General features: G+C 58.3%; 14 protein-coding genes. 8 read left to right on the top strand and 6 right to left on the bottom strand.

The window, feature by feature from the left end; genetic code table 11:
- Positions 1–354: 354 nt before the first annotated feature.
- The 4 genes from ACI48I_RS22720 (at position 355) to ACI48I_RS22705 (ending at position 3,997) form a co-directional block, all read left to right on the top strand.
- Complete coding sequence (locus ACI48I_RS22720; protein ID WP_498575500.1) at positions 355–1,368, top strand: helix-turn-helix transcriptional regulator; 1,014 nt, start codon at positions 355–357, stop codon at positions 1,366–1,368.
- A 25-nt stretch (positions 1,369–1,393) separates the two neighbouring features.
- Entirely contained in the window at positions 1,394–3,037 is a 1,644-nt protein-coding gene (locus tag ACI48I_RS22715) for an ATP-binding domain-containing protein (protein WP_498575499.1), read from the top strand.
- A 161-nt stretch (positions 3,038–3,198) separates the two neighbouring features.
- Positions 3,199–3,522, top strand: coding sequence for a YkvA family protein (locus ACI48I_RS22710; RefSeq protein ID WP_498575498.1), 324 nt, complete (start codon positions 3,199–3,201; stop codon positions 3,520–3,522).
- Positions 3,523–3,610: 88 nt separating this feature from the next.
- Positions 3,611–3,997 (top strand): hypothetical protein, encoded by a 387-nt coding sequence (locus tag ACI48I_RS22705; RefSeq protein ID WP_498575497.1) that lies wholly within the window; start codon positions 3,611–3,613, stop codon positions 3,995–3,997.
- Between the two features lie 380 nt (positions 3,998–4,377).
- Here ACI48I_RS22705 and dndE read toward each other — a convergent pair whose 3' ends face one another.
- From dndE to dndB, 4 genes are read right to left on the bottom strand one after another with little or no spacing between them, the layout of a single operon-like run.
- Positions 4,378–4,755, bottom strand: coding sequence for a DNA sulfur modification protein DndE (gene dndE, locus ACI48I_RS22700; protein ID WP_498575496.1), 378 nt, complete (start codon positions 4,753–4,755; stop codon positions 4,378–4,380).
- The gene (gene dndD, locus ACI48I_RS22695; RefSeq protein WP_498575495.1) at positions 4,752–6,737 is read right to left on the bottom strand and encodes a DNA sulfur modification protein DndD; all 1,986 of its coding nucleotides are present in this window, start codon (positions 6,735–6,737) and stop codon (positions 4,752–4,754) included. The genes dndE and dndD overlap by 4 nt, the downstream gene beginning before the upstream one ends.
- A gap of 3 nt (positions 6,738–6,740) precedes the next feature.
- Complete coding sequence (dndC, locus tag ACI48I_RS22690; protein WP_498575494.1) at positions 6,741–8,348, bottom strand: DNA phosphorothioation system sulfurtransferase DndC; 1,608 nt, start codon at positions 8,346–8,348, stop codon at positions 6,741–6,743.
- Positions 8,335–9,435 carry a DNA sulfur modification protein DndB gene (dndB, locus tag ACI48I_RS22685; protein WP_498575493.1) on the bottom strand — a complete coding sequence of 367 codons (1,101 nt, stop codon included), beginning with the start codon at positions 9,433–9,435 and terminating at the stop codon, positions 8,335–8,337. Before dndB ends, dndC begins: the two co-directional genes overlap by 14 nt.
- 62 nt (positions 9,436–9,497) lie before the next feature.
- On the opposite strand from dndB, the gene dndA reads away from it, so the two are divergent.
- Both dndA and ACI48I_RS22675 read left to right on the top strand, forming a co-directional pair.
- Positions 9,498–10,625: a cysteine desulfurase DndA gene (dndA, locus tag ACI48I_RS22680; RefSeq protein ID WP_498575492.1), complete on the top strand. Its 1,128-nt coding sequence runs from the start codon at positions 9,498–9,500 to the stop codon at positions 10,623–10,625.
- A gap of 2 nt (positions 10,626–10,627) precedes the next feature.
- The gene (locus ACI48I_RS22675) at positions 10,628–10,777 is read left to right on the top strand and encodes a hypothetical protein (protein ID WP_498575491.1); all 150 of its coding nucleotides are present in this window, start codon (positions 10,628–10,630) and stop codon (positions 10,775–10,777) included.
- 106 nt (positions 10,778–10,883) lie between these two features.
- On the opposite strand, the gene ACI48I_RS22670 is transcribed toward ACI48I_RS22675, so the two are convergent.
- Positions 10,884–12,185 (bottom strand): hypothetical protein, encoded by a 1,302-nt coding sequence (locus ACI48I_RS22670; RefSeq protein WP_498575490.1) that lies wholly within the window; start codon positions 12,183–12,185, stop codon positions 10,884–10,886.
- Positions 12,186–12,252: 67 nt separating this feature from the next.
- Positions 12,253–13,299, bottom strand: coding sequence for a hypothetical protein (locus tag ACI48I_RS22665; RefSeq protein ID WP_498575489.1), 1,047 nt, complete (start codon positions 13,297–13,299; stop codon positions 12,253–12,255).
- 123 nt (positions 13,300–13,422) lie between these two features.
- Between ACI48I_RS22665 and ACI48I_RS22660 the strand changes: the two genes are divergently transcribed.
- A complete protein-coding gene (locus tag ACI48I_RS22660; protein WP_498575488.1) occupies positions 13,423–14,511 on the top strand; it encodes a helix-turn-helix transcriptional regulator in 1,089 nt (362 codons plus the stop codon).
- A gap of 1,836 nt (positions 14,512–16,347) precedes the next feature.
- Positions 16,348–18,951 (top strand): DNA phosphorothioation-associated putative methyltransferase, encoded by a 2,604-nt coding sequence (locus tag ACI48I_RS22655; protein ID WP_498575487.1) that lies wholly within the window; start codon positions 16,348–16,350, stop codon positions 18,949–18,951.
- The last annotated feature ends 155 nt before the right edge of the window (positions 18,952–19,106 follow it).

Here is a 19,106-nt window from a genome sequence, read left to right as displayed (position 1 = left end):
GATGATCGTGAAAATTTTGAGGTGGTCATCCCGGCGGTTCACAACGTATCCCCAAGCCAAACCTGTTTGCGCGCACGGAGCTGTGCGCCCTTGCGGCAGTGAACGGATCATTGGCGAAGACGGAAGTTGTTAATAACGGAAGGAACGCGGGGTCTACGCATGAGATAGGGCAAGCCGATTGCGCAGTGTAACCGTTGGGTTACGTCAACAAACTCACACATTTTCACTTGTTGGAAATTAGCATCATGCCACCGAATTGTTGCAAAAAACAGAGCAATTGAGTGTAGGCAATATAGAGACGTCAGTTTAATATGGCGAAGCGACAACTTTTGTCGCTTGATCCACCTATTCGCCATGTCCAATACCTTGTCCCGCACGATGGCGATGCTGCGCCACATCCCGCGTTACCCACGCAAGATTGACACCAATGCGCTACTTCGGCGGCTCGACGCGGCCGGCTACGACATCTCCCTACGCTCCATCCAACGTGACCTCAACGATTTATCAGGCATTCTGCCGCTCGTGTCCGACAGCGGCAGACCGCAAGGTTGGTCGTGGCAAGCCGATGCCGATCCGTTCCACTTGCCCTTCCTCGAGCCGCAGGCGGCATTGACCTTTCATTTGGTCGAACGCCACCTGAACACCTTGCTTCCGGAATCGACGCTGAACTACCTGGCGCCATGGTTTCGAACCGCCGCCGCTGTGCTCGAAGCGAACGACAAAGGCGTGACGCGCTGGCCCGACAAGATACGCGTCCTGCCGCGCGGATTGCGCCTGCAAGCGCCACCCATCGATCCCATCGTGCACGCGACGCTCTATGACGCATTGCTGCAAGAGCGGCAAGTTTCGGTGCGCTATCTGCAGCGGCAAGCAAGGGAACCGAAGGAATACCTGGTGCATCCCCTCGGCGTCGTGGTACGCGACACCGTCATCTATCTGGTCTGCACGATGTGGAACTTTAGCGACGTGCGTCAGCTCGCCTTGCACCGCATGCAGTCGGCCACCGTGTCCGATCAGACGTGCAGCCGACCTCAGGGGTTTTGCTTGGACGACTACATCGCGGCAGGCGCATTCGGTTACTTGGAAAGCAGCGACACGATCGTTCTGGAAGCGCTGTTTACGAGCGAAAGCGCAGCCCATTTAGCTGAGTGTCCATTGGCGCCGGACCAACGGATCGTGCCCGACGATGCTGGCTTGGTTCGGGTTAGCGCAACAGTGCTTGACACGAAGGAGCTGCGCTGGTGGTTGTTGGGGTTTGGTGATCAAGTGACGGTCCTCGGCCCGCCCTGCTTGCGTGATCGGATGCGCGATACCGTCGCCGCCATGGCCGCCAGCTATGACCTAGCCGGCCGCCTGAGCGCCGCTTGACGACGAACGAAATGACACACTGAACATGGCACACATCATTCCTTCGGGGTGGCGCGAACTGCAAGCCAGCGGCGGCGCCCAGCGCGAAATCGAGACCTTGTCGACTTTAGCGGCTCAGCTATCTGACGACTACACGGTCTACCACGGCGTGCACTGGACGCGCATCGAAAAGAGCGTCTCCACCTATGGGGAAGTGGACTTTATCGTGGTGGCGCCGAGTGGTCGTGTGCTTTTGATCGAGCAAAAATCCGGTTTTTTAACTGAGACCGAGGACGGGCTGGTCAAACCTTATCTGGGTAAGCACAAACACGTGGCGAACCAGATGATGCGCAACATCAGCGCCTTGATCAATCGCTACGGACGTACGGGCGAACGCTTGTCGATCGACTATTTGCTGTTTTGTCCGGATTATCTAGTCAAGCGCCCCGCGCTCGCAGGCTTAGAGCCTGCTCGCATCGTCGACGCGTCGCGCCATACGGAGCTGGCTGCGATCATCCAGGAAATCCTACCGACGGGCGAAACCTTGCCGCAGCGCGCTAGCGTGACGCGCTTTCTCGACGACGTGCTCGAGCTGGTACCGGATCCAGCCACGGCGATCGGCGAGGCCGCCCGCATGGTAGCGCGCCTCTCCGGCGGCCTGGCGACCTCGGCGCGTCAGCTCGACTTTTCTCCATTTCGCTTGCGGGTCCTAGGCACAGCCGGAAGCGGCAAAACCCAATTGGCCTTAGCCGAGTGCCAGGCGGCCTTACGCGCCGGATTACGCCCGCTCTACGTCTGCTACAACCGTCCGTTGGCGGATCACATTCGCCAGTTGCTGCCAGCCGGTGTTGAAGTAGCGACCTTTCACTTGCTCGCCGACCGTTTTATGCGCGCGCATGGCATTGCTCCGGATTACCGCGCCCCGGGAGTGTGGCGTTACTTAGAAGAGCACATGGCGCACGCGGCACTGCCCGACGATTGGCGCTATGACGTCATCGTCGTCGACGAGGGCCAGGATTTTACGCCCGCCTGGCGCGACGCCGTGTTTCGTCTGCTGAATGGGAATAGTCGGGTAATCTGGCTCGAGGATCCCATGCAAAACCTGTATGGCCGACCTCAGGTAGCCCTGGATGGCTGGGTGACGCTACACGCGAATACGAACTATCGTTGTCCACGCGACGTCGTCGCTCTGTTGATGCAACTGGGCGCAGCCCACGACGAACACATTGATCTGGCGGCCGCCAGCCCGTTCGAAAGTGCGCAGGTCGAATTCCTAACGTATCGCGACGACGATTGCGCGGACATGTACGCGCAAACCAAACGCGCGCTCTCGAGTTGCCTCGGCAGCAGCTTCTCCCTGGCGGATATCGCCCTGGTGTCGTTCCAGGGGCGTAGCCGATCGGCCCTACTTGGTCTCGATTGCCTCGGCCCATACACGCTGCGTTCGTTTACGGGCGAATTTAACGACCTTGGCACACCCATCCTACGTGACGGCCAACTACAGACGGAATCGGTGTATCGCTTCAAGGGACAGACAGCGGCAGCGGTCGTGCTAACGGAGATCGATTTCACGGCGTTCGACGCGCTATGCTGGCGCAAGCTGTTCGTCGGGATGACACGGGCACGCTTGAAATTGGTGTTGGTATTGAGCGAACGGGCTGCTGCAATGCTGTTAGAAGCAATGGCGTGAAGCGCCATCGCTCGACGCGACAGACCGTGTCGCCAAGGGTAGGTACGCTATGCAACTGGCGCCGGCCGAGCACGCGTTTAGCCTCAGCGCTGTTTTGACGTGTTGGGCCGGCCACGTTCGCGCGCGGTAACGAAGATCTTTTACATAAAGGGGTAATTACGATGGCCAACGATTTCGACGACAGCAGTTTCTGGGACAAGATCAAAAACTTTGCGCTGGCGGCTGGCAGGGAAGTGATCGAAAAAGCCTTGTGGCTCTACTATGCCGCGCAGGCACCAGCAACGCCGGTATGGGCCAAGACGGCTATCTATGCCGCGCTCGCTTACTTTGTCCTCCCGCTCGATGCGATCCCTGACTTCATTCCGGTTGCGGGTTACACGGATGACCTCGGTACGCTGGCCGCGGCCGTTGGCACGGTCTCGTTGTATATCACGGCGGAGGTAAAAGCCCAGGCACAACAAAAACTAGCGGATTGGTTTGACTGACGGCGGCGCAACCTCCCCCGTCCGGGTCTTCTTTCGCCGTTAATCCTGCGTCCGGTCATTTTGACCGGCGCGATTCACTGGAGCAGTGATGAGTACCGACTTACCTATCGCAAGCGTCGAGCAGTTCACCACGGCGTTGCTGACCTTGCGCGACAAGGGTTTACCAGACAGCCATTTCGCGATGCTGCGCGCCCAGTGCCGCGCGCCAGAAACAGCGATCACCGCGACACAGCTAGCCCAAGCAGCCGGTTATGAAAGTTATCATGCGGCGAATCTGCAGTACGGAACGCTGGCTTATAAACTTGCCGGGCTAATTGGGTTCACCCCGCAGCTGCGGCACGCGGACGGGAGCCTATGCTGGTGGACAAGCTTATCGGTCGCTGGCGAAGGAGTAACTTCCGGCGAGAACCCGCATTTTCACTTCGTGATGCGCCCCGAACTCGCGCAGGCATTGCGCACTATGCGCTGGGCCTAGCCAGCGGACGGACTAAGGCGTGCCGGAGCGCGCCCTCTATCACCGACAGCTTCGCTGCGGCAGATCGCGGCCCATCGAACTGCGGCTGAGCGTGCCAAAGTTTCCGCACCAAGTGCATTGTTGTGTAACGCCGTTCAGCTCGGCGAGATCCGCATGACGAACCAACCGCCTTCATTGCATACGTTTCGTACGAGCCCAGATGGCTGCGCACGACGGGCCTGAAGTATGCACGGCCGTGACTATCAAAAATCTTTCTCTGATTGCGTTACCGACTACGGTACCGCGGCCACGACCGTTCGTGCTGTAGAGTCCCTCGGCGCAACACTGGAAGGGACACGTGCCGATGGTAATGGCACAGCTGCACGTCCAAGCATCACAACCTAGGCCTGATCGGCGACGCTGGCCATCGTGATCAGACCCCGCAGGTCTTGCGCACTGTTGAGCAAGTACGCAATTCCACGATGTAGGTGAATCTTGAAAAATTGTGGCAACTGGTCGTCCGGCACCTGATCCTGATGCGCACGCTGCAAAACGACGGCCGTGATCGCGTCGTCCAATGGCCCTGCGAAGGTCTTCCAGCTCATTTCGACATTGCTGTCAGTGATGATCTCCTCGTGCGGCGGCACGTTACGTTCGGCCAGCGACGCCAGTAAAGCCCAGCGGCAGAGGACGTTCCATTGGAGGATGCCGGTACGGCGCTTCAGGGTCAGCAGTTGATGCTTCGCCTTCTCGGAGACGCGAACGTCATCGATGATCATAATGGTGCCTCAGCAAACGAAAAATAACCCGGCCAAATCTCCGACGTTTGACGCTCTTCACTGTACTCGATCAAGTATTCGTGCGAGATCGACCTCTCCAGCTTGCCGTATAACTCCTCATCGATTTCCCGATCGGTCGACAGCAAGATGACTTGGTGGCTCGCTTTTGGAAAATAATTTTTTACAAGCTTGTGCCGATGCTGGCCATCTAGCCGTCCCAGCGGCGTATCGATGATGGCCGGTAGCATGCGTCCGGACGCCCGACTTAAGCCCCATAGAATAGACACCGCCAACAGCTGACGCTCACCGGCCGAGAGCTGATGGCTAGGGATTTGATTGTCGCTGTGATCGAACAAGGCGAGACGATAGTCCACCGGCGAGATCTCGATGCGCTTGAACATCTTCGGCTTGCGCGTGATGCTCTGGAAGCTTTCCAAGATCAAGCCCGATAGACGCTCGACGTTGCGTTGAAGCACCGCCGCCCGATAGCGGTGTAAGGTCTGTTCCACCGCCTCGGCATGGCGCAGCACACGCGTCTTGGTCTTATGTTTTGCGTCCTGGTCCGCCAACTCGAGCATGCGGTTCTGAAGTTCGCGCTTGGCTTGCTCGACCGCTTTCTCAGCGTCTTCCCGCTGCTGCTTGAGCAGCGCGATCGCACCTTCGGCTTGTTGATACTGCTGCCGTTGCTCCAGCAAACGTGCGCGCAAAGGCGCCAATACCTCCGGATTAGGCATGGCAGCCAGAATCCGTTCCAAATCGTTGACACGTTCGGCCAGTTGTTGCTCGCGCACGAGCTCGTCCGCGAGATCGGTACGTAAGTCGGTAAACTGCGCATCGGCAAACGCCGCGAGCGCGTCCGGGCGCATGCGTAGATAGGCCGGAGCTTGCGCCGCGGCTGCGCGGGTAGCACGGTCCTGCTCCAATTGCGCTGCCACCGCTGCACGCGCAGCGCTACCGACCTCGTTTCGGGTTAGTACATTCAGGACTTCGGCATCCCGCGCGCTAATCTCGTTGAGCATGGACGCTGCCAACTGGGCATTGCTTTCCAAGTTGAGCTGGGTACGGGCGCCACGCAACAGATTTTGTACAAGCAGCAAAGGCGCGTTCCCAGCTGCGACCTTGTCGCGGAGATGCTTATCGTGGAACTCCTTTTGTTCCCGCGCTTCCTTCAGCTGGGCTTCAACGACAGCCGCCTGCTCGGCCAGCTCGCCACCTTGCTGACGGTAGCTGTCCTGAACTGTCGCCAAGTCGCCCATCAGTTTACTTGCCACGTGCTCTTGTTGCTCGACCTGGGCGCTAACAGCGCGCGCACGCTCTGTCAGCAACTGCAAAGCGTCCTGGTTTGCCTTGAGCAAAGCCTGCGCCTCTGGGTTGAGCTCATCGATGCGACGGCGCCGCTGGATAATTTTAAGATCCGCCGCGAGCCGATCGACCACGTCCAGGCCGAGCAGTGCGTGAATGCCAGTACGAATAATGGCGGCGGCAGACTGCTCTTCGGCCAAGGCTTCGATCTTCTCACCGTCAAAAAAGAACAATTCCGAGATTTGCGAGGGAATGAAGTCTTCAACAAACTCGCTCCAACGCTCAGACAGCACAGCATCGAGCAGTCCATCGCGCATGACTTCCAGTTTTTCACGGGTGCTGTCATTCTTACCATTCCAGCGGCGGATAACGCGGATGGTCTGCCAGCGGCCTTCATGGTGATGAATAAATTCCAGTTCAAGCCCAGCGCCCTCGTGAGGCGGGACGTAACGGTTGATGCTACTGCGCAGAAAATCGGGATAGGCCATGTTGCCGCGTCCCGTACAGCGCGCGTGCTTACCGTACAGTACCAACTGCAACCCGTCGAGGAAAGTGGTCTTGCCCGAGCCGTTGAGCGCACCGAACAAAACGATTGGACGACCCGCGTCAGGCATCAAATCGACCGCGTGACGTCCCTTATAAATCCCGAAGTTATGCAGGACGAATTCTTTGAACAGCATTGTTTACTCTTCTTCTACGGTTAGCTCGGCATCGTTTTGACTTAGCGGCGTGATGGAGATCACCCGTCGAACGAACTCTACTTCGATATCTTTCTTCGCATTCTCGACGCTCAGCGTGCGTTGCACAGCGAATTCCAGCGCTTCTTCCTCGCCATTGAATGCGTGGTATTCGAGTACCTCGTTCAACTCGTCGAACAAACCAGCGCGTCGTGCCGCATGCTGATATTTTCCTTCGACCGCCAACAGTTGCCGCACCAAATGGAAATGCAACTGGTCCGGATCGTCATCCTTCTGGGCAATCTGACGCAAGATGTCGATGTCGCCCGCATTGAACACTTGGCTTTCGTCCATTCGGTCGGCGGGGTATGGGACGCCCATGACTTCCTCATAGATCCGGGGCACGCTGTCTTCGATTTCGTGCTTTTCAAATAACCAAATGCGCCGAATTTCTTCCAGATCTTCAATCGTATACAGATCGAATTTGATGTTGTCTGGCGCCTTGTCGTGGACTTCCCTTTGCGTCTTTAACAGCTCGGCGAGCAGCTCTTCGCGATAGGTCTGCTTATAGGGGCCGTGGACCAAGCGGTAGAACTTCCCGTTTGCCGCCAATGAAACGTCATCTTCACCGTCGTCCTTGCCCGCCACTTCCATCAAGGTGAGACGACCATCCATGCGACGAAATTCTCGCAGATGGCGATCGTTCGTCGTCAGGAGCTTTTCATTGCGCAACTTAAGGAGTGGCGCCATCCAATCTTTTTCGCCATCGTTCTGGATCATGGCGTCCATCGACTTGTCTTGCGACACCATCGTGCACACGTAACAACCAAAGCGACTATCGCCACAGCTAGGCGTTGTAGAGTCGACCACCAATGGGCATTCCCCGTCGGTCGTCGCACCTTGATACATTCCAAGCAATTCGCTGTTGTCGAATCCCCAGGGATTCTTTTCCTGCATCAGATAGATCCAGACGTCGTCGTTGGTCCAGTCTTCGACCGGCGTGAACACCCAACTACGATCGAGCTGACCGTTCCGGTTGAGCCACTCGCGGGTGCTGCCCTCGTGACGCTTCATCGACGCCGCACGCGATGTACTCTCGGCCTTGCGGGTGCCCAGAACGACAATCGCCTCCCCGTTCTGCTGTTCGAGCTGCTTAATAAAATTGTTTGAAGGACTGATCTTCAAACGGCTCGTACACCAGCGGAACTTTGGTCGCGGGGCAGGATAACCTTTACCGATGAGGTTGACCCAGAAGCGGTCCTTGACCTCCGGCGTCAGACGGTGCGGTTTGATCCGTAACCCTTGCTTCTGGGCAGCCTTGCCCATCACATCGAGCGAGTGAGCGACCCACTGCGCGACGATAGGATTTTCAACCAAGGTATCGGTGCTAATGACATGGACGTCTTTGTGCAGTTGTTCAGGCGCGAGCTGACGCAGGGCCTTCCATACCAACTGCAGCGTGGCGGTCGAGTCCTTGCCACCGCTATACCCGATCACCCAAGGAATGGGGTCGCTCAGGTACAGATTTTTGACGACCTCCATCCGTTCACTGACGGTCTGCTTGAAGCCTTTGTCGGCGAAAGCCGAGGTGGATGCAGGTTTAAGACTTTCCATGTTGACCTCGAAGGAAGGCATCCTCGGTGCGCTGCTCGTCCGGCCCCAGAGGAATATCCAAATGTTTCTTAAGTTGATTGATCGTGAGCGCGACGTTGTTCGACGCTTTCGAGATCGTTCCCCCTACCATTGCACGGCCTTCCCAGGTGCGTGCGTTTGAGCGCGACCAATCGAGCGTGCGCAGGGGGTAAAGTACGTCGTTCCATGTGGCGATCGGCTGGCGCAACACATGGTTGCCGATCGCGCCGATCGCTTGTAATGCCACGGAGTGGGAGTGGATGCAGTCGCGCCGCACGTCGCCCGCACTCAAACGCGCTTCCTTGACACGTTGCCACTCCGGAATATGGGCACTGACCGTGTCCCAGTAGTCCGCGCACATTTGGGCTGTCTCGTCCACATTGGAGGTGTCGAACCCATCCAACAAAGCGGCATTCGCCGAATAGATCGCACTCAACGTGAACAGTTTACGGGAACGCTCCGACAGCGTGTTCTTCTCCATCTCGACCATGTCACAGAAGAACTTCGACTTCAAGACGATGAGCTTGGTGAGCTGGGAGCGTTGGTCGCGATGGTCGTACAACAGGCCGAGCGAACGGCTCGGACGGATCGCATAGCGGTTCAGATCGGCGAACATTTGCTGGCAGCGCTCGAGACCGCGGTCGACAAAAAACACGACCGCGATCGTCTCATCGCCTAAGCCCGGCTCCGACCTCAAAGCCATTTCGATCGCCGCGCGACGGTGCTGACCGTCATTGATGATGAAGCGCGACTGCATGTTGACGTGCAACGTCCCCAGCAGGCTACCGTGCGTGGTACCGGTCGCCGGCTCGAAGCGCACGTCCCCATCGATCGACGCCGTAATGGCCGAGAACGTGTAACTCTGGAGATTTCCTAGAATGTACTCGGCGATCTCTGGCACCCGTCCCTTGTTGAGCGTACGTTGCGCGCGCAGTTCAGGATTGAGCTCATCGTCGTCAAACAGAAAAATCTTAGGGATCAAGCGTAGCGGGCACATGGAGACGTAATATTCACGTCCCGACTGCACCCCTTTGATAGACGGAAAAACGTATTCGAAGGCGCCGTTCATGGATGGGTAAGTCGTTGTTTGTGGTAATATAACACAAACAAGCCCTTTCCAATACGCAAACTATGTCCGTCTACCTCGATTGCAACGCCACTACCCCTGTCGAACCTGAGGTATTGGACGTGGTGTTGCGATACTTGGGCGAAGAATTTGGGAACGCGGGTAGCCGTACCCATGAGTTCGGTGTACGTGCCAAACAAGCCGTTGAACGCGCCCGTGAACAAGTTGCCGCAGTCGTGGGGGCGCGGCGCGATGACGTCATTTTCACCAGTGGCGCAACGGAAAGCAACAACATTGTGTTGCTCGGCCTTGCCGGGCATCCTGAGAACGCCGCCCGACGTCACATCGTCTCAACGACGATCGAACATAAAGCCGTGCTCGAGCCTCTCGAACATCTGCGTGGCCAAGGCGTCGAGGTGACCTTGGTCCCGCCTGACCAGTCGGGAAGGATCGACGCGCAGGCGATCTTGGCAGCCATTCGACCGGACACATTGTTGGTCAGCGTCATGCACGCGAATAATGAGACCGGCGTTATACAGCCGATTGAGGCGATCGCCGCTGGCTTGCCCGACGAGGTCTGGTTTCACGTCGATGGCGCCCAAACGTTCGGTAAGCTCATAGCCCCACTCCAAAACCCCCGAATCGACCTGATCAGTGTCTCTGCCCATAAGGTTTACGGCCCCAAAGGGGTCGGCGCGCTGATCAGCCGTCGCCGTCAAGGTCAACGTGCACCGATCACGCCATTGATGTTTGGTGGCGGGCAGGAGCGTGGCATTCGCCCTGGTACGCATCCAGTGCACCTGATCGCTGGCCTCGGTATGGCGGCGCAATTGGCCACGCGTGATCACGTGCAGCGTGAAGCAGCATGTCGCCGCTTTCGCGATGAGGCGTTGACGGCGATTGCCCAGCTGGGGGGACAGATCAATGGCGATCAAGAGCATTGCCTCCCCCACGTGCTCAATGTATCCCTGCCGGGTCTCAATTCCGAGGCAGCGATGGTCTCACTTAAGGGACTGCTCGCCCTGTCCAATGGTTCGGCCTGCACCTCGACAAGCTACGAACCGAGTCACGTATTGGTAGCGATGGGGCTCGACGCGGATCGTATCGACAGCGCTTTACGCCTGTCGTGGTCCCATTCGACGCCCGCGGTCGATTGGCCGCAAGTATGTCAGGTTCTGCGTCGCATGATGTAAGCGTGGCATCGCAAATCATCGCCAGCAGTAGTCGGGCGCGCAATATTCTGCGAGAGCCCATGTCGGCAAGAGACAACGTCATCCTCAAGGACTTTGATTTGTTCTTTAGTCAATTTTCGCGTCAGCAATTTCCGGCCACATTTGAATCCTGAACTATGATGGGAGCGGGCCGCTGGGGCGGCTCGTGACGCTGCTGGGCGTGTACCTCGGCGCCGCTGCACTCTTAATTGCGCTGCGCCCGCGCTGACTTCACTGGGTTCAGAGAAAACGCAGGCGGATCGGGTAAGCGCCAGCGATAGGTTCAGCACAGCCTTCGGCGACCAGAATCGGCGCCAGTATGGATGCCAATCTGCGCGGCTTGGCCGGGTAGTGTTGATTGATCCAGTAGCCAAGCGTATCGTGCTCAACATCGCCGGTCATGTTGGCACCAAGACCAGCCTCCTCGCCCGCCGGAAAATCGTTCAGCAAATCCTGCAGGAAGTCGCTGTCGAAGGTAAACGGCGTCTCGCTCCAAACCCCCGAGAACCCGATGTGCACGTCGCCCGCGTAGCTGATGTTTAGTGTTTTGCCGTTCAGCGTGCTGATCGCAGTGTGCGGCAAGCCCGCATGATCGCGCCTGAGCCGCGCTGCGCCCGCCCGCTGAATGTGCTTACGCTGCCGCTCGCCGATGCCAGCACCCGGCGCGCTCTCCTTTAGACAGTCGACGTCGTAGCCGATCATGAACAGGCTTGCTTCGAACGCATGCATGCGGTCCTCCGCCGCCTCAGCCGCGAACAGCCCAGGCGCCTTCTCCAACACCGCCGCCATCAGCCAGCCAAGCCGGACCTTTGCGCTGCACCAGGCGGCAGCCGTCGCGGTAGCCGCGGCGGGCGCGTACGATAGCACGCCGGGGCTCTGCGCATCAGCGAACAACCTGTGCACGGAGCGGTTCGCCGCTATCGCTGGAAAGGCCAGTTCGGATGGCAGCCGTGCGCCTGCCTTGCCATGCGAGCAGCGCCACAACTCGACGAGGGCAGCGATCGCCGCCGCGACCCGTGAATCGTAAATCGGCAGTCCATCGTGCGATGAAAGGGCGTGGACCTTGGTCAACATCGAATTCATTTTCGCAGCCTGCGGCCTGCTGGCGTCGATGACGGCGACGTCAAGACCAAATGCGCGGCTTGACGTGTCTAGGTAGTCCGCCAGTTTTCCTTCCGCGTGCAACGCTTTCAAAAACGGCATGGCGCCTTTCGCATCGTTACGGTTACCGCCCCAAGCGAGGACCCGGCGGCAGGCGTCCAGCACCATGTCCTCGTTGCGGCCAGCGATCGCCTGCTTCAACGCATCACCCAGCTCGTGCAAGTAATCTCGCGTTTCCTGCCAGTTGCCCGTTTCGCAATCCGTCGTACGCCAGCGGTAACGGCGCAGTAAGTCCAGCCCGACTACTTCGGTACGGATGCCGCCCGGGGCAAAGCGCGACGATTTGATGTCGAGCCGGATCGATAAGCTACGGTAGTGTGTAGCCAGCCAGTCTGTAAATGCGGCGACGTCCGAGGATGCGATGAATGCGTTTCTGTTCATGTGATAGTAATTTTCTTTAAAGAAACCATAACTGAATTTTAGCAATAGAGCTCAACCCACGTGTGGCTCAGAAATAACGCCAGCGTTCGTCATCAAACCTGGTGCCTGGGGGCACGAGGCCGGCGTCGATCAATGCGCGGAAGAGCAGGGCCTTAAGTTCACCCTCGCTGGCCGTCGTGTATTCGCCGTTATGACGCGATTGCGTGGGAATGACGCGTGATGACTTTGCCGGATCGTCATCCGTGATGTCGACGCTCACGTGGATGATCAGCCCGGACTTCCCGTCCACCGGCCGGATCCCGCGCGTGCCGATTGTCGCGAACGTGTGGTCGCGGCTGACATATACGGCTAGCCCACCCGGCAGATCCCTGACTGGCTCGTGCACCTCGTGCAGCGTTCTCGCGCTGTAGAAAAAACCCATGGACGCAGTTCCGGGCGTCGAACGGGGATGCAGCAAGGCGCCCACCGAAGGGCAATGCTGGGCGAAATACGCGCCGAGTGCGGCGTACACCTGGTTCAGCGCCGTCTGCACCTGGCGGATCGTCCGCCCATTTTGCGTGCGCGCGTAATCCGGCGCTAGCTCGAACTGCTGCTGTTCGACCGGGTCCTCGTCCCCACGACACTGGGTCGGACGCGGATCGATCGGCAGAACGGTGCGCACCAGCGTGCGTCCATCCGGCGCGATGCATCCGGACCGGTAGTGCGCCTGCACGGCGCGGTACCACTGGCTCTTGGACGCGAAATGGCGGTCCACGATTTGCACCAGAGCAGGCTTGCCAGGAATCACCAGCCGGTCGCGTACGACGTCCGCGAGTAGCGCCGCCATCGCGCGTACGTGTCCATCGACGCGGGCGAAGCACGCATTCGCGTCCGCGATCCGGTCCGCGTCAACCGTGCCGTCAGCGTCGATAAATCCGCGCCCGAGATGCCCTGCTAGCCGGTTGACTTCACGGCAAAGCCCGTCGACTTCGACGTACACGCGGTAATACACTGGCCAGTGGCGAACTGCCACGTGCGGCCCGGCAAACATGCCGAACACCAGATTGCCCAGCTCGGTCAGTTCGCGCAGCAGGTATGGGGCACTCGTCGTCTGCTTGATGGTCGTCTGTTTCAATGCGTTCTCCTTTCGACTATCCGATCCTGGCGCCTTGTCCCCTGGCACCGGTACCGATATAGTGCGACAAATTATCGACAAAATAGGTCGGAAACCATGCCCAGAGATTCCACGGAACGACAGTTGGCCCGCAGGCTGGCAATCATCGACCTGTTGCCGCTCCTGCCAGACCACGGTACCGGACAGGGAGCGACCGTCGACCAGCTCATGAGCAGGCTCGGAGACACCTACGCTGTGGATCGGCGCACGTTTGAACGTGACCTGCGCGACCTCGCCGACCCGCAGGGTCCGTGGCGGAGACAGTTCGGCCTCGAGGTGGAGCCCCGTCCCAGCGTGCGCGACGGAAGGATCAACGAATGGTTCACGACCGCGCACAGCAAGATCCCGCTGTTCAAATCCGTGACGGCCATCGACGCGCTGGTGGCCAGCTTTTCCCGCCAGGAACTAGGACCGTTCCTGCCGCGCGACGCACGCCAGGCGCTGGACGAGCAGGTCGCGACAATCGAACGAAAACAGCGGCATCTGCACCTGACCGACGCGCATCGGCAAGCCGTTGCTTACCAGGACAAGATCCGCCGTCTACCGGATGGCCGGCCGATGGCTCCTAGCAAGGTGGCTCCGGCGCATCTGCAGACCGTCAACGACGCTTTGATGAAGAACCTGATACTGAGTCTCGTCTATCGCGCGGCCAAGTCCGAGGTGAATAAGATTCATCGCGTGTATCCCGTCGGCCTCGTGATTCATGAACGTACACTGCGTCTGCTCGCTGTCGACGAGGCCGAAGTCACCCTGGATCCATCGGCGATGACGGTCAAGAGTTTCCACCTGCACCGCATGCAGGAAGTGGCCCTGGGCGATCCGTTCGCGCGCAACATCAGGGTGCCCACGTTGGACGAGGCGCTCGCCGGCGGTGCACTGGCGATGTGGTCGAAGGGCCGGGTTATCCTGCACTTGCACTTGCGCTTCGCCGGCGGCGAGGACGCGGACGTCTTCGCGCGCGCGCTGGAAGAGATGCCGTTGTCCGACGATCAGACCATCTTCCTCAACGCGGCCGGACAAAGGGAATTGATGGCCACCGTGACCAATACCTCGACGCTGCGTCGCATGTTGCAAAGCATGGCCCGCGAAGTCAAAGTGCTGGCGCCGGCCGATTTTAAACAGGAGATGCACGCATTCCTCACTGAGGCGCTCGCCTTACAGCAGGGCGACTAACGGAACGGCTAAGCCGCCTTGGCCAGTCCCGGCGACGTCTGAACTTGTCGGTCCAGATACTAACCTCATCTTTTCACCGAAAGCCTCGGTGATAAACCGAGCAAAAGTCTGTGGATACCCTGGTTCATGCTTGACGCTTCATTTCACGATAGTGCAGTACTGGTTCAGCAAGATTGACCAGGTACATAGCTTCGAGTTCTGGTACAACCGTATCGTTCGGATGAGCCACGCTTACGTTGTTTTGAAGAGTACTGATCGCTCCGATGATTGACGGTGAGCCCATCAGGGGCCGAGCCTGCCTCTGAGTCCGCGGACCTGTCTATCCGAACTTTGGATGTTGTTTCCGAAGCATTTGAACAGCGCCGTTATCGGTGGCGGATTTGTTCGACGAGCTCATGAGGTTGGCCTGAATGCAAAGCTCAATCGGGTAGCGGTGGAGAGCCGTATGGACATGATCGAGTGCGCTGGCGTCCCCTCCCCTTGGGGAGCAGGTGCTCCGCATCAGCAATCGCTCGTTCGACAGCTTCTGAGTTCACACTGAGATTGGGGGCACGTATCTGTGCTGGTAACCTATTCAAGATTTCACTATGTCTCTAGACTTCATAAAGGTCGATGTCCTTAACGACTTAATGGGTCCGCGTAACTTTGTACTTATCGATACCGAGGTTCCATAATAGGGGGCGGATTTGGCTGGCGGTGCTTGCTGGCACGGTAGGATCGTACTCAGAGGCGATCCACGCCTTCCAATTGCGCGCCTTAAGTCTTAATTTCGTCTAGAAAAGTTGAGAGCGTTCGCAAAAATTTGTTCCACAAACGCCGCTGTAAAGCCTATCCTGCCCTAAAAAATCCATACTCTCCTTTTGCTTACTTCTAACGGAACGCAAGCGCTGACGCTGAGAAAATTGAGAGCAAACAATAGAACTGAATCTAGTCATTTGCGTTAAGTAACTATTGCCATGGAAAGTTGCCCTAGCCTCTGCCCTGAGAATTTCGTTGTTCTACCGTGAAAATGCGCCGCGCTTAATGGCCGCTTCCGCTAACTACAAACCGGCATCAGTGCCACATCAGCGATACAACTTCCGGGCGTTTGCGGTCTCTTGCACAAGCCTAGATGCTGGTCTGGGGCGACCAAGGCGACATATAGCAAACCCTCGCAGAACCATTTCCCGATTGCGTCGTCCGCGCATAGATCATCGTCGGCTAGCCACTTCCACGTGCACTCGTCGTAGGCACTGCTATGCCCACGGGAGGCTTATCACTAACGCCGCTTTCCGAGGGAAGGAAGTCCGCCACTAACTTCCCGTGGATGGCTGTTTAGTCCGGTCGTGTATTGTTTTGGATGGAAGTTCTTCCGCTTGAATGAGCGGAACTGGTAACGCTCCCCTTCTGTCGGCTCACGTTTGTGCTCCAACTTATAGTGCAGGAAAAGTTCATCCAGGGTGCCAAGAACGGTAGCGGAGCAAGTAGGACACTTGGACTCCCGGGATATAGCACGTTTCGGTTTTTTCAAAGTATTTCCCATTCAGGCAATCGATAAGCTTGCCACAGTCCTGCGTGGCTGCGTACCGCCCGAGTTAGCGCTTTACGTGGCGCTGCGTCCGCACTCCAAGGAAATAGGAACCACCTAATCAATGGGAGCGCGAATTGTTCGGCGGATAAGAGTAGTTTAGCTCGTCTGACCGCAAGGCTGTCATTGGCGGCGCCGCGGAGGCAACGCTCAATCGCTAATGTTCGGGTCAAGCCTTCACTGCATTCCGCTACAATCGGTGCTTCTATTACCACCTGGCGGGTCCGCCGCTGGCGCCCGCGTTCCTAAGCGTTACCAGGAGTAGAGGCATGCAGGAATCATTGAAGGGGGCAGTCGGCAAGCGTGTCGCGGACCATCTATATACACATGTCGCGGCACTCACTTCATGGCCTGACACGCTGCGTCGACTACTTGACCAAGCAGCCTCCCGCGCGCATCTAGTGCCCGGGGTGCATTTCAACGTCGTCAAGGTTCATACATCTGCCGAGCAGTTGTCCTTGCTCGCCTACGACGACTTCGACGACGCGCTCTTCCCGATCTTGAGTAAAAGCTGGCGCATCAACGTGCAGACCGAGAGCGTCGTCTTTCGGGATTACACCCAATCGCGCAATCCACCGATCCTGCATCGCAAAGAATTGTTATTGCCACCTAGCGATCCGCGCATTGCCGAATGGGCTGCGCTCACGCGTACCGCCGAAGCCCTCGGCCTTTTCGATGACACGAGCCGCATCGGCTTTCGTGAACAATGGTCCGAGCAAATCGCAGCCAAGGGTTACACGTTGGAGGGGGACGCGTTCCTTCCATTGGCTAATGTGGTGGAACCGCTCGACGCCGAGGTCGTTGTCGCCGGCGCCGTCCAGCGCCATTTGACCGCCCTGTCACGTTCGAACCTATCGGCGCCAGTCCAAGCACTATGGCGCCATGAACTCATCACATCGGAGCGCAGCTTCTTCGATTACGGTTGCGGCAAAGGCGACGATGTACGCGCCCTGCTCGATAACGGTATCGCGGCCGGTGGATGGGATCCCCACTTTCGTCCCGATGCGCAGCGGCAAACAGCCGATACAGTGAACCTTGGTTTCGTCATCAATGTGATCGACGACCTCGATGAGCGCACTGAGGCTTTGCGAGGCGCCTATGCGCTCACCCGCGGGGTGCTATCAGTAGCTGCCATGCTGGCCAGCCAGCAACCGCCCGATGGACGCGCTCACCGCGACGGCTACCTTACCTCACGCAACACCTTCCAAAAATACTATTCCCAAGTTCAGCTGCGCGACTTCATTGAACATGTGTTGGATGAGACAGCGATCGCTGTCGGACCAGGGGTGTTTTTCGTCTTCAAGGACAAGCTGCTTGAGCAGCGCTTTCTGCAACGGCGTTATGGCACGCGGGCCGCGCATGCAATGCAAGGGGCTTGGATAAACACAGTCCGGGCCGCCCGCGCACCCAAACCGCAACGCCTGCGCCAACCGAAGCCAAGTCGCGACGCGGTCTTCATCGCCGCCCACCTGACCCAACTACAGGCGCTGTGGCGCGCCCATGTCGAGCTCGGACGGCCCCCCACGCCCGACGAACTCGCACCTGACGTGTTCGAACAGCTTCGCCCCGGTGGCGGATGGACCAAACTGTGCGCGATGGCGGTCGGCAAGTTCGACAGCGAAACACGTGTGCGTGCTGAGCAGCAAAAACACCAGGACCTCATCGTGTTCGCCGCCTTACAGCAGTTTCGACGACGCCAACCCTATCGTGATTTGGACGTCGGACTGCAGCGAGACATCCGCTACCACTTCGGCGACTACCGAGCTCTACACAATGCTGCCCAGACTTTATTAAGTCAGTTAAGTCAGCCAGAGAAGCTCAACGCCGCCTGTAGCGAAGCGAGCACGCGCGGCCGCGGCTGGCTCAAGGACAGCCATTCGCTGCAACTGCACGCGCAGCTCGTTCCGAAGCTTCCCGCCCTGCTCCGTATTTATGTCGCTTGCGCGACTGTCCTGCTCGGCGACATCTCCAATTTCGATATCGTCAAGGTTCACATCCGCTCGGGCAAGGTAACGCTGTTGAAATACGAAGAGTTCGACGCCAGCCCCATGCCGCGACTACTTCAGCGCGTCAAGGTCAACTTCAGGGAACTGGACCTCGACCTATACGAATATGGTGGCGCTGATCATCCCGCTCCCTTGTTGTACTTTAAATCACGCTTCATCAACGAAGAATGCGCCTACTACCCTGAACAAGTCGAATTCGAAGCCGAATGCGAGCGCCTGGGGCTACTGCCACTGACCGAGCATGAGCCCAGTGCAGCGGCCTTCGATGCGGCCCTGCAAGCGTCCCGGCGCGAGATCGATGGCTATCAACTCGTACGCAGCCAACATACGCCTCGATTGGACGCGCCGTGTGGACGCTACCTCGTCTACCGCGACCTCATCGAGTCTGGCGAAACGCAAGGGCGCACTGCATTGTCAAACCTTCCGCGTCAGCCCGACACGTACACGGCCTTGTACGAACTGGCCGCCAAGGTCCTCGATCCTGTCATCGATTACTTCGGCATGATCGAGTTGAGCTATGGCTTCTGCTCGGCGGAGTTGGCCCGTGCGATTCCTGGGCGGATCGCGCCTAACTTGGATCAGCATGCCGGCCACGAATTGAACCGCCGCGGCAAACCGATTTGCGAACGCCTCGGCGCCGCCTGTGACTTTCTCGTCGTCGATGAGGATATGGAAGAAGTGGCCCGCTGGGTAGCGGCCAACACCCCCTTCGATCGCCTTTATTTTTACGGCAAGGATCACCCGATCCACGTTAGCTACTCGGCCACGCCGGCGCGTCAATTCGTTCGAATGACCTTAAGCGCATCCGGCGCACGCGTCCCTCGTATCGATCGTTCCGTGACCTTGTACGGGCAGGTCGACACCTGAGGAGAGGGCAGGCAGCACCACGACCGCCACCCTCGGCCAACCACTATTAAGAAACAAGAGAAGAAGGCCATGACGCACCTGCCTCATTACTGACGGCGTCTTGCAATCCAGGTGCGACCCGCAACAAGCAAAAAGCCGTAAACGAAAGTGCTTGC

It is taken from the genome of Massilia sp. LXY-5 (assembly GCF_059801075.1).
This window is presented reverse-complemented; position numbering and strand designations above follow the sequence as displayed.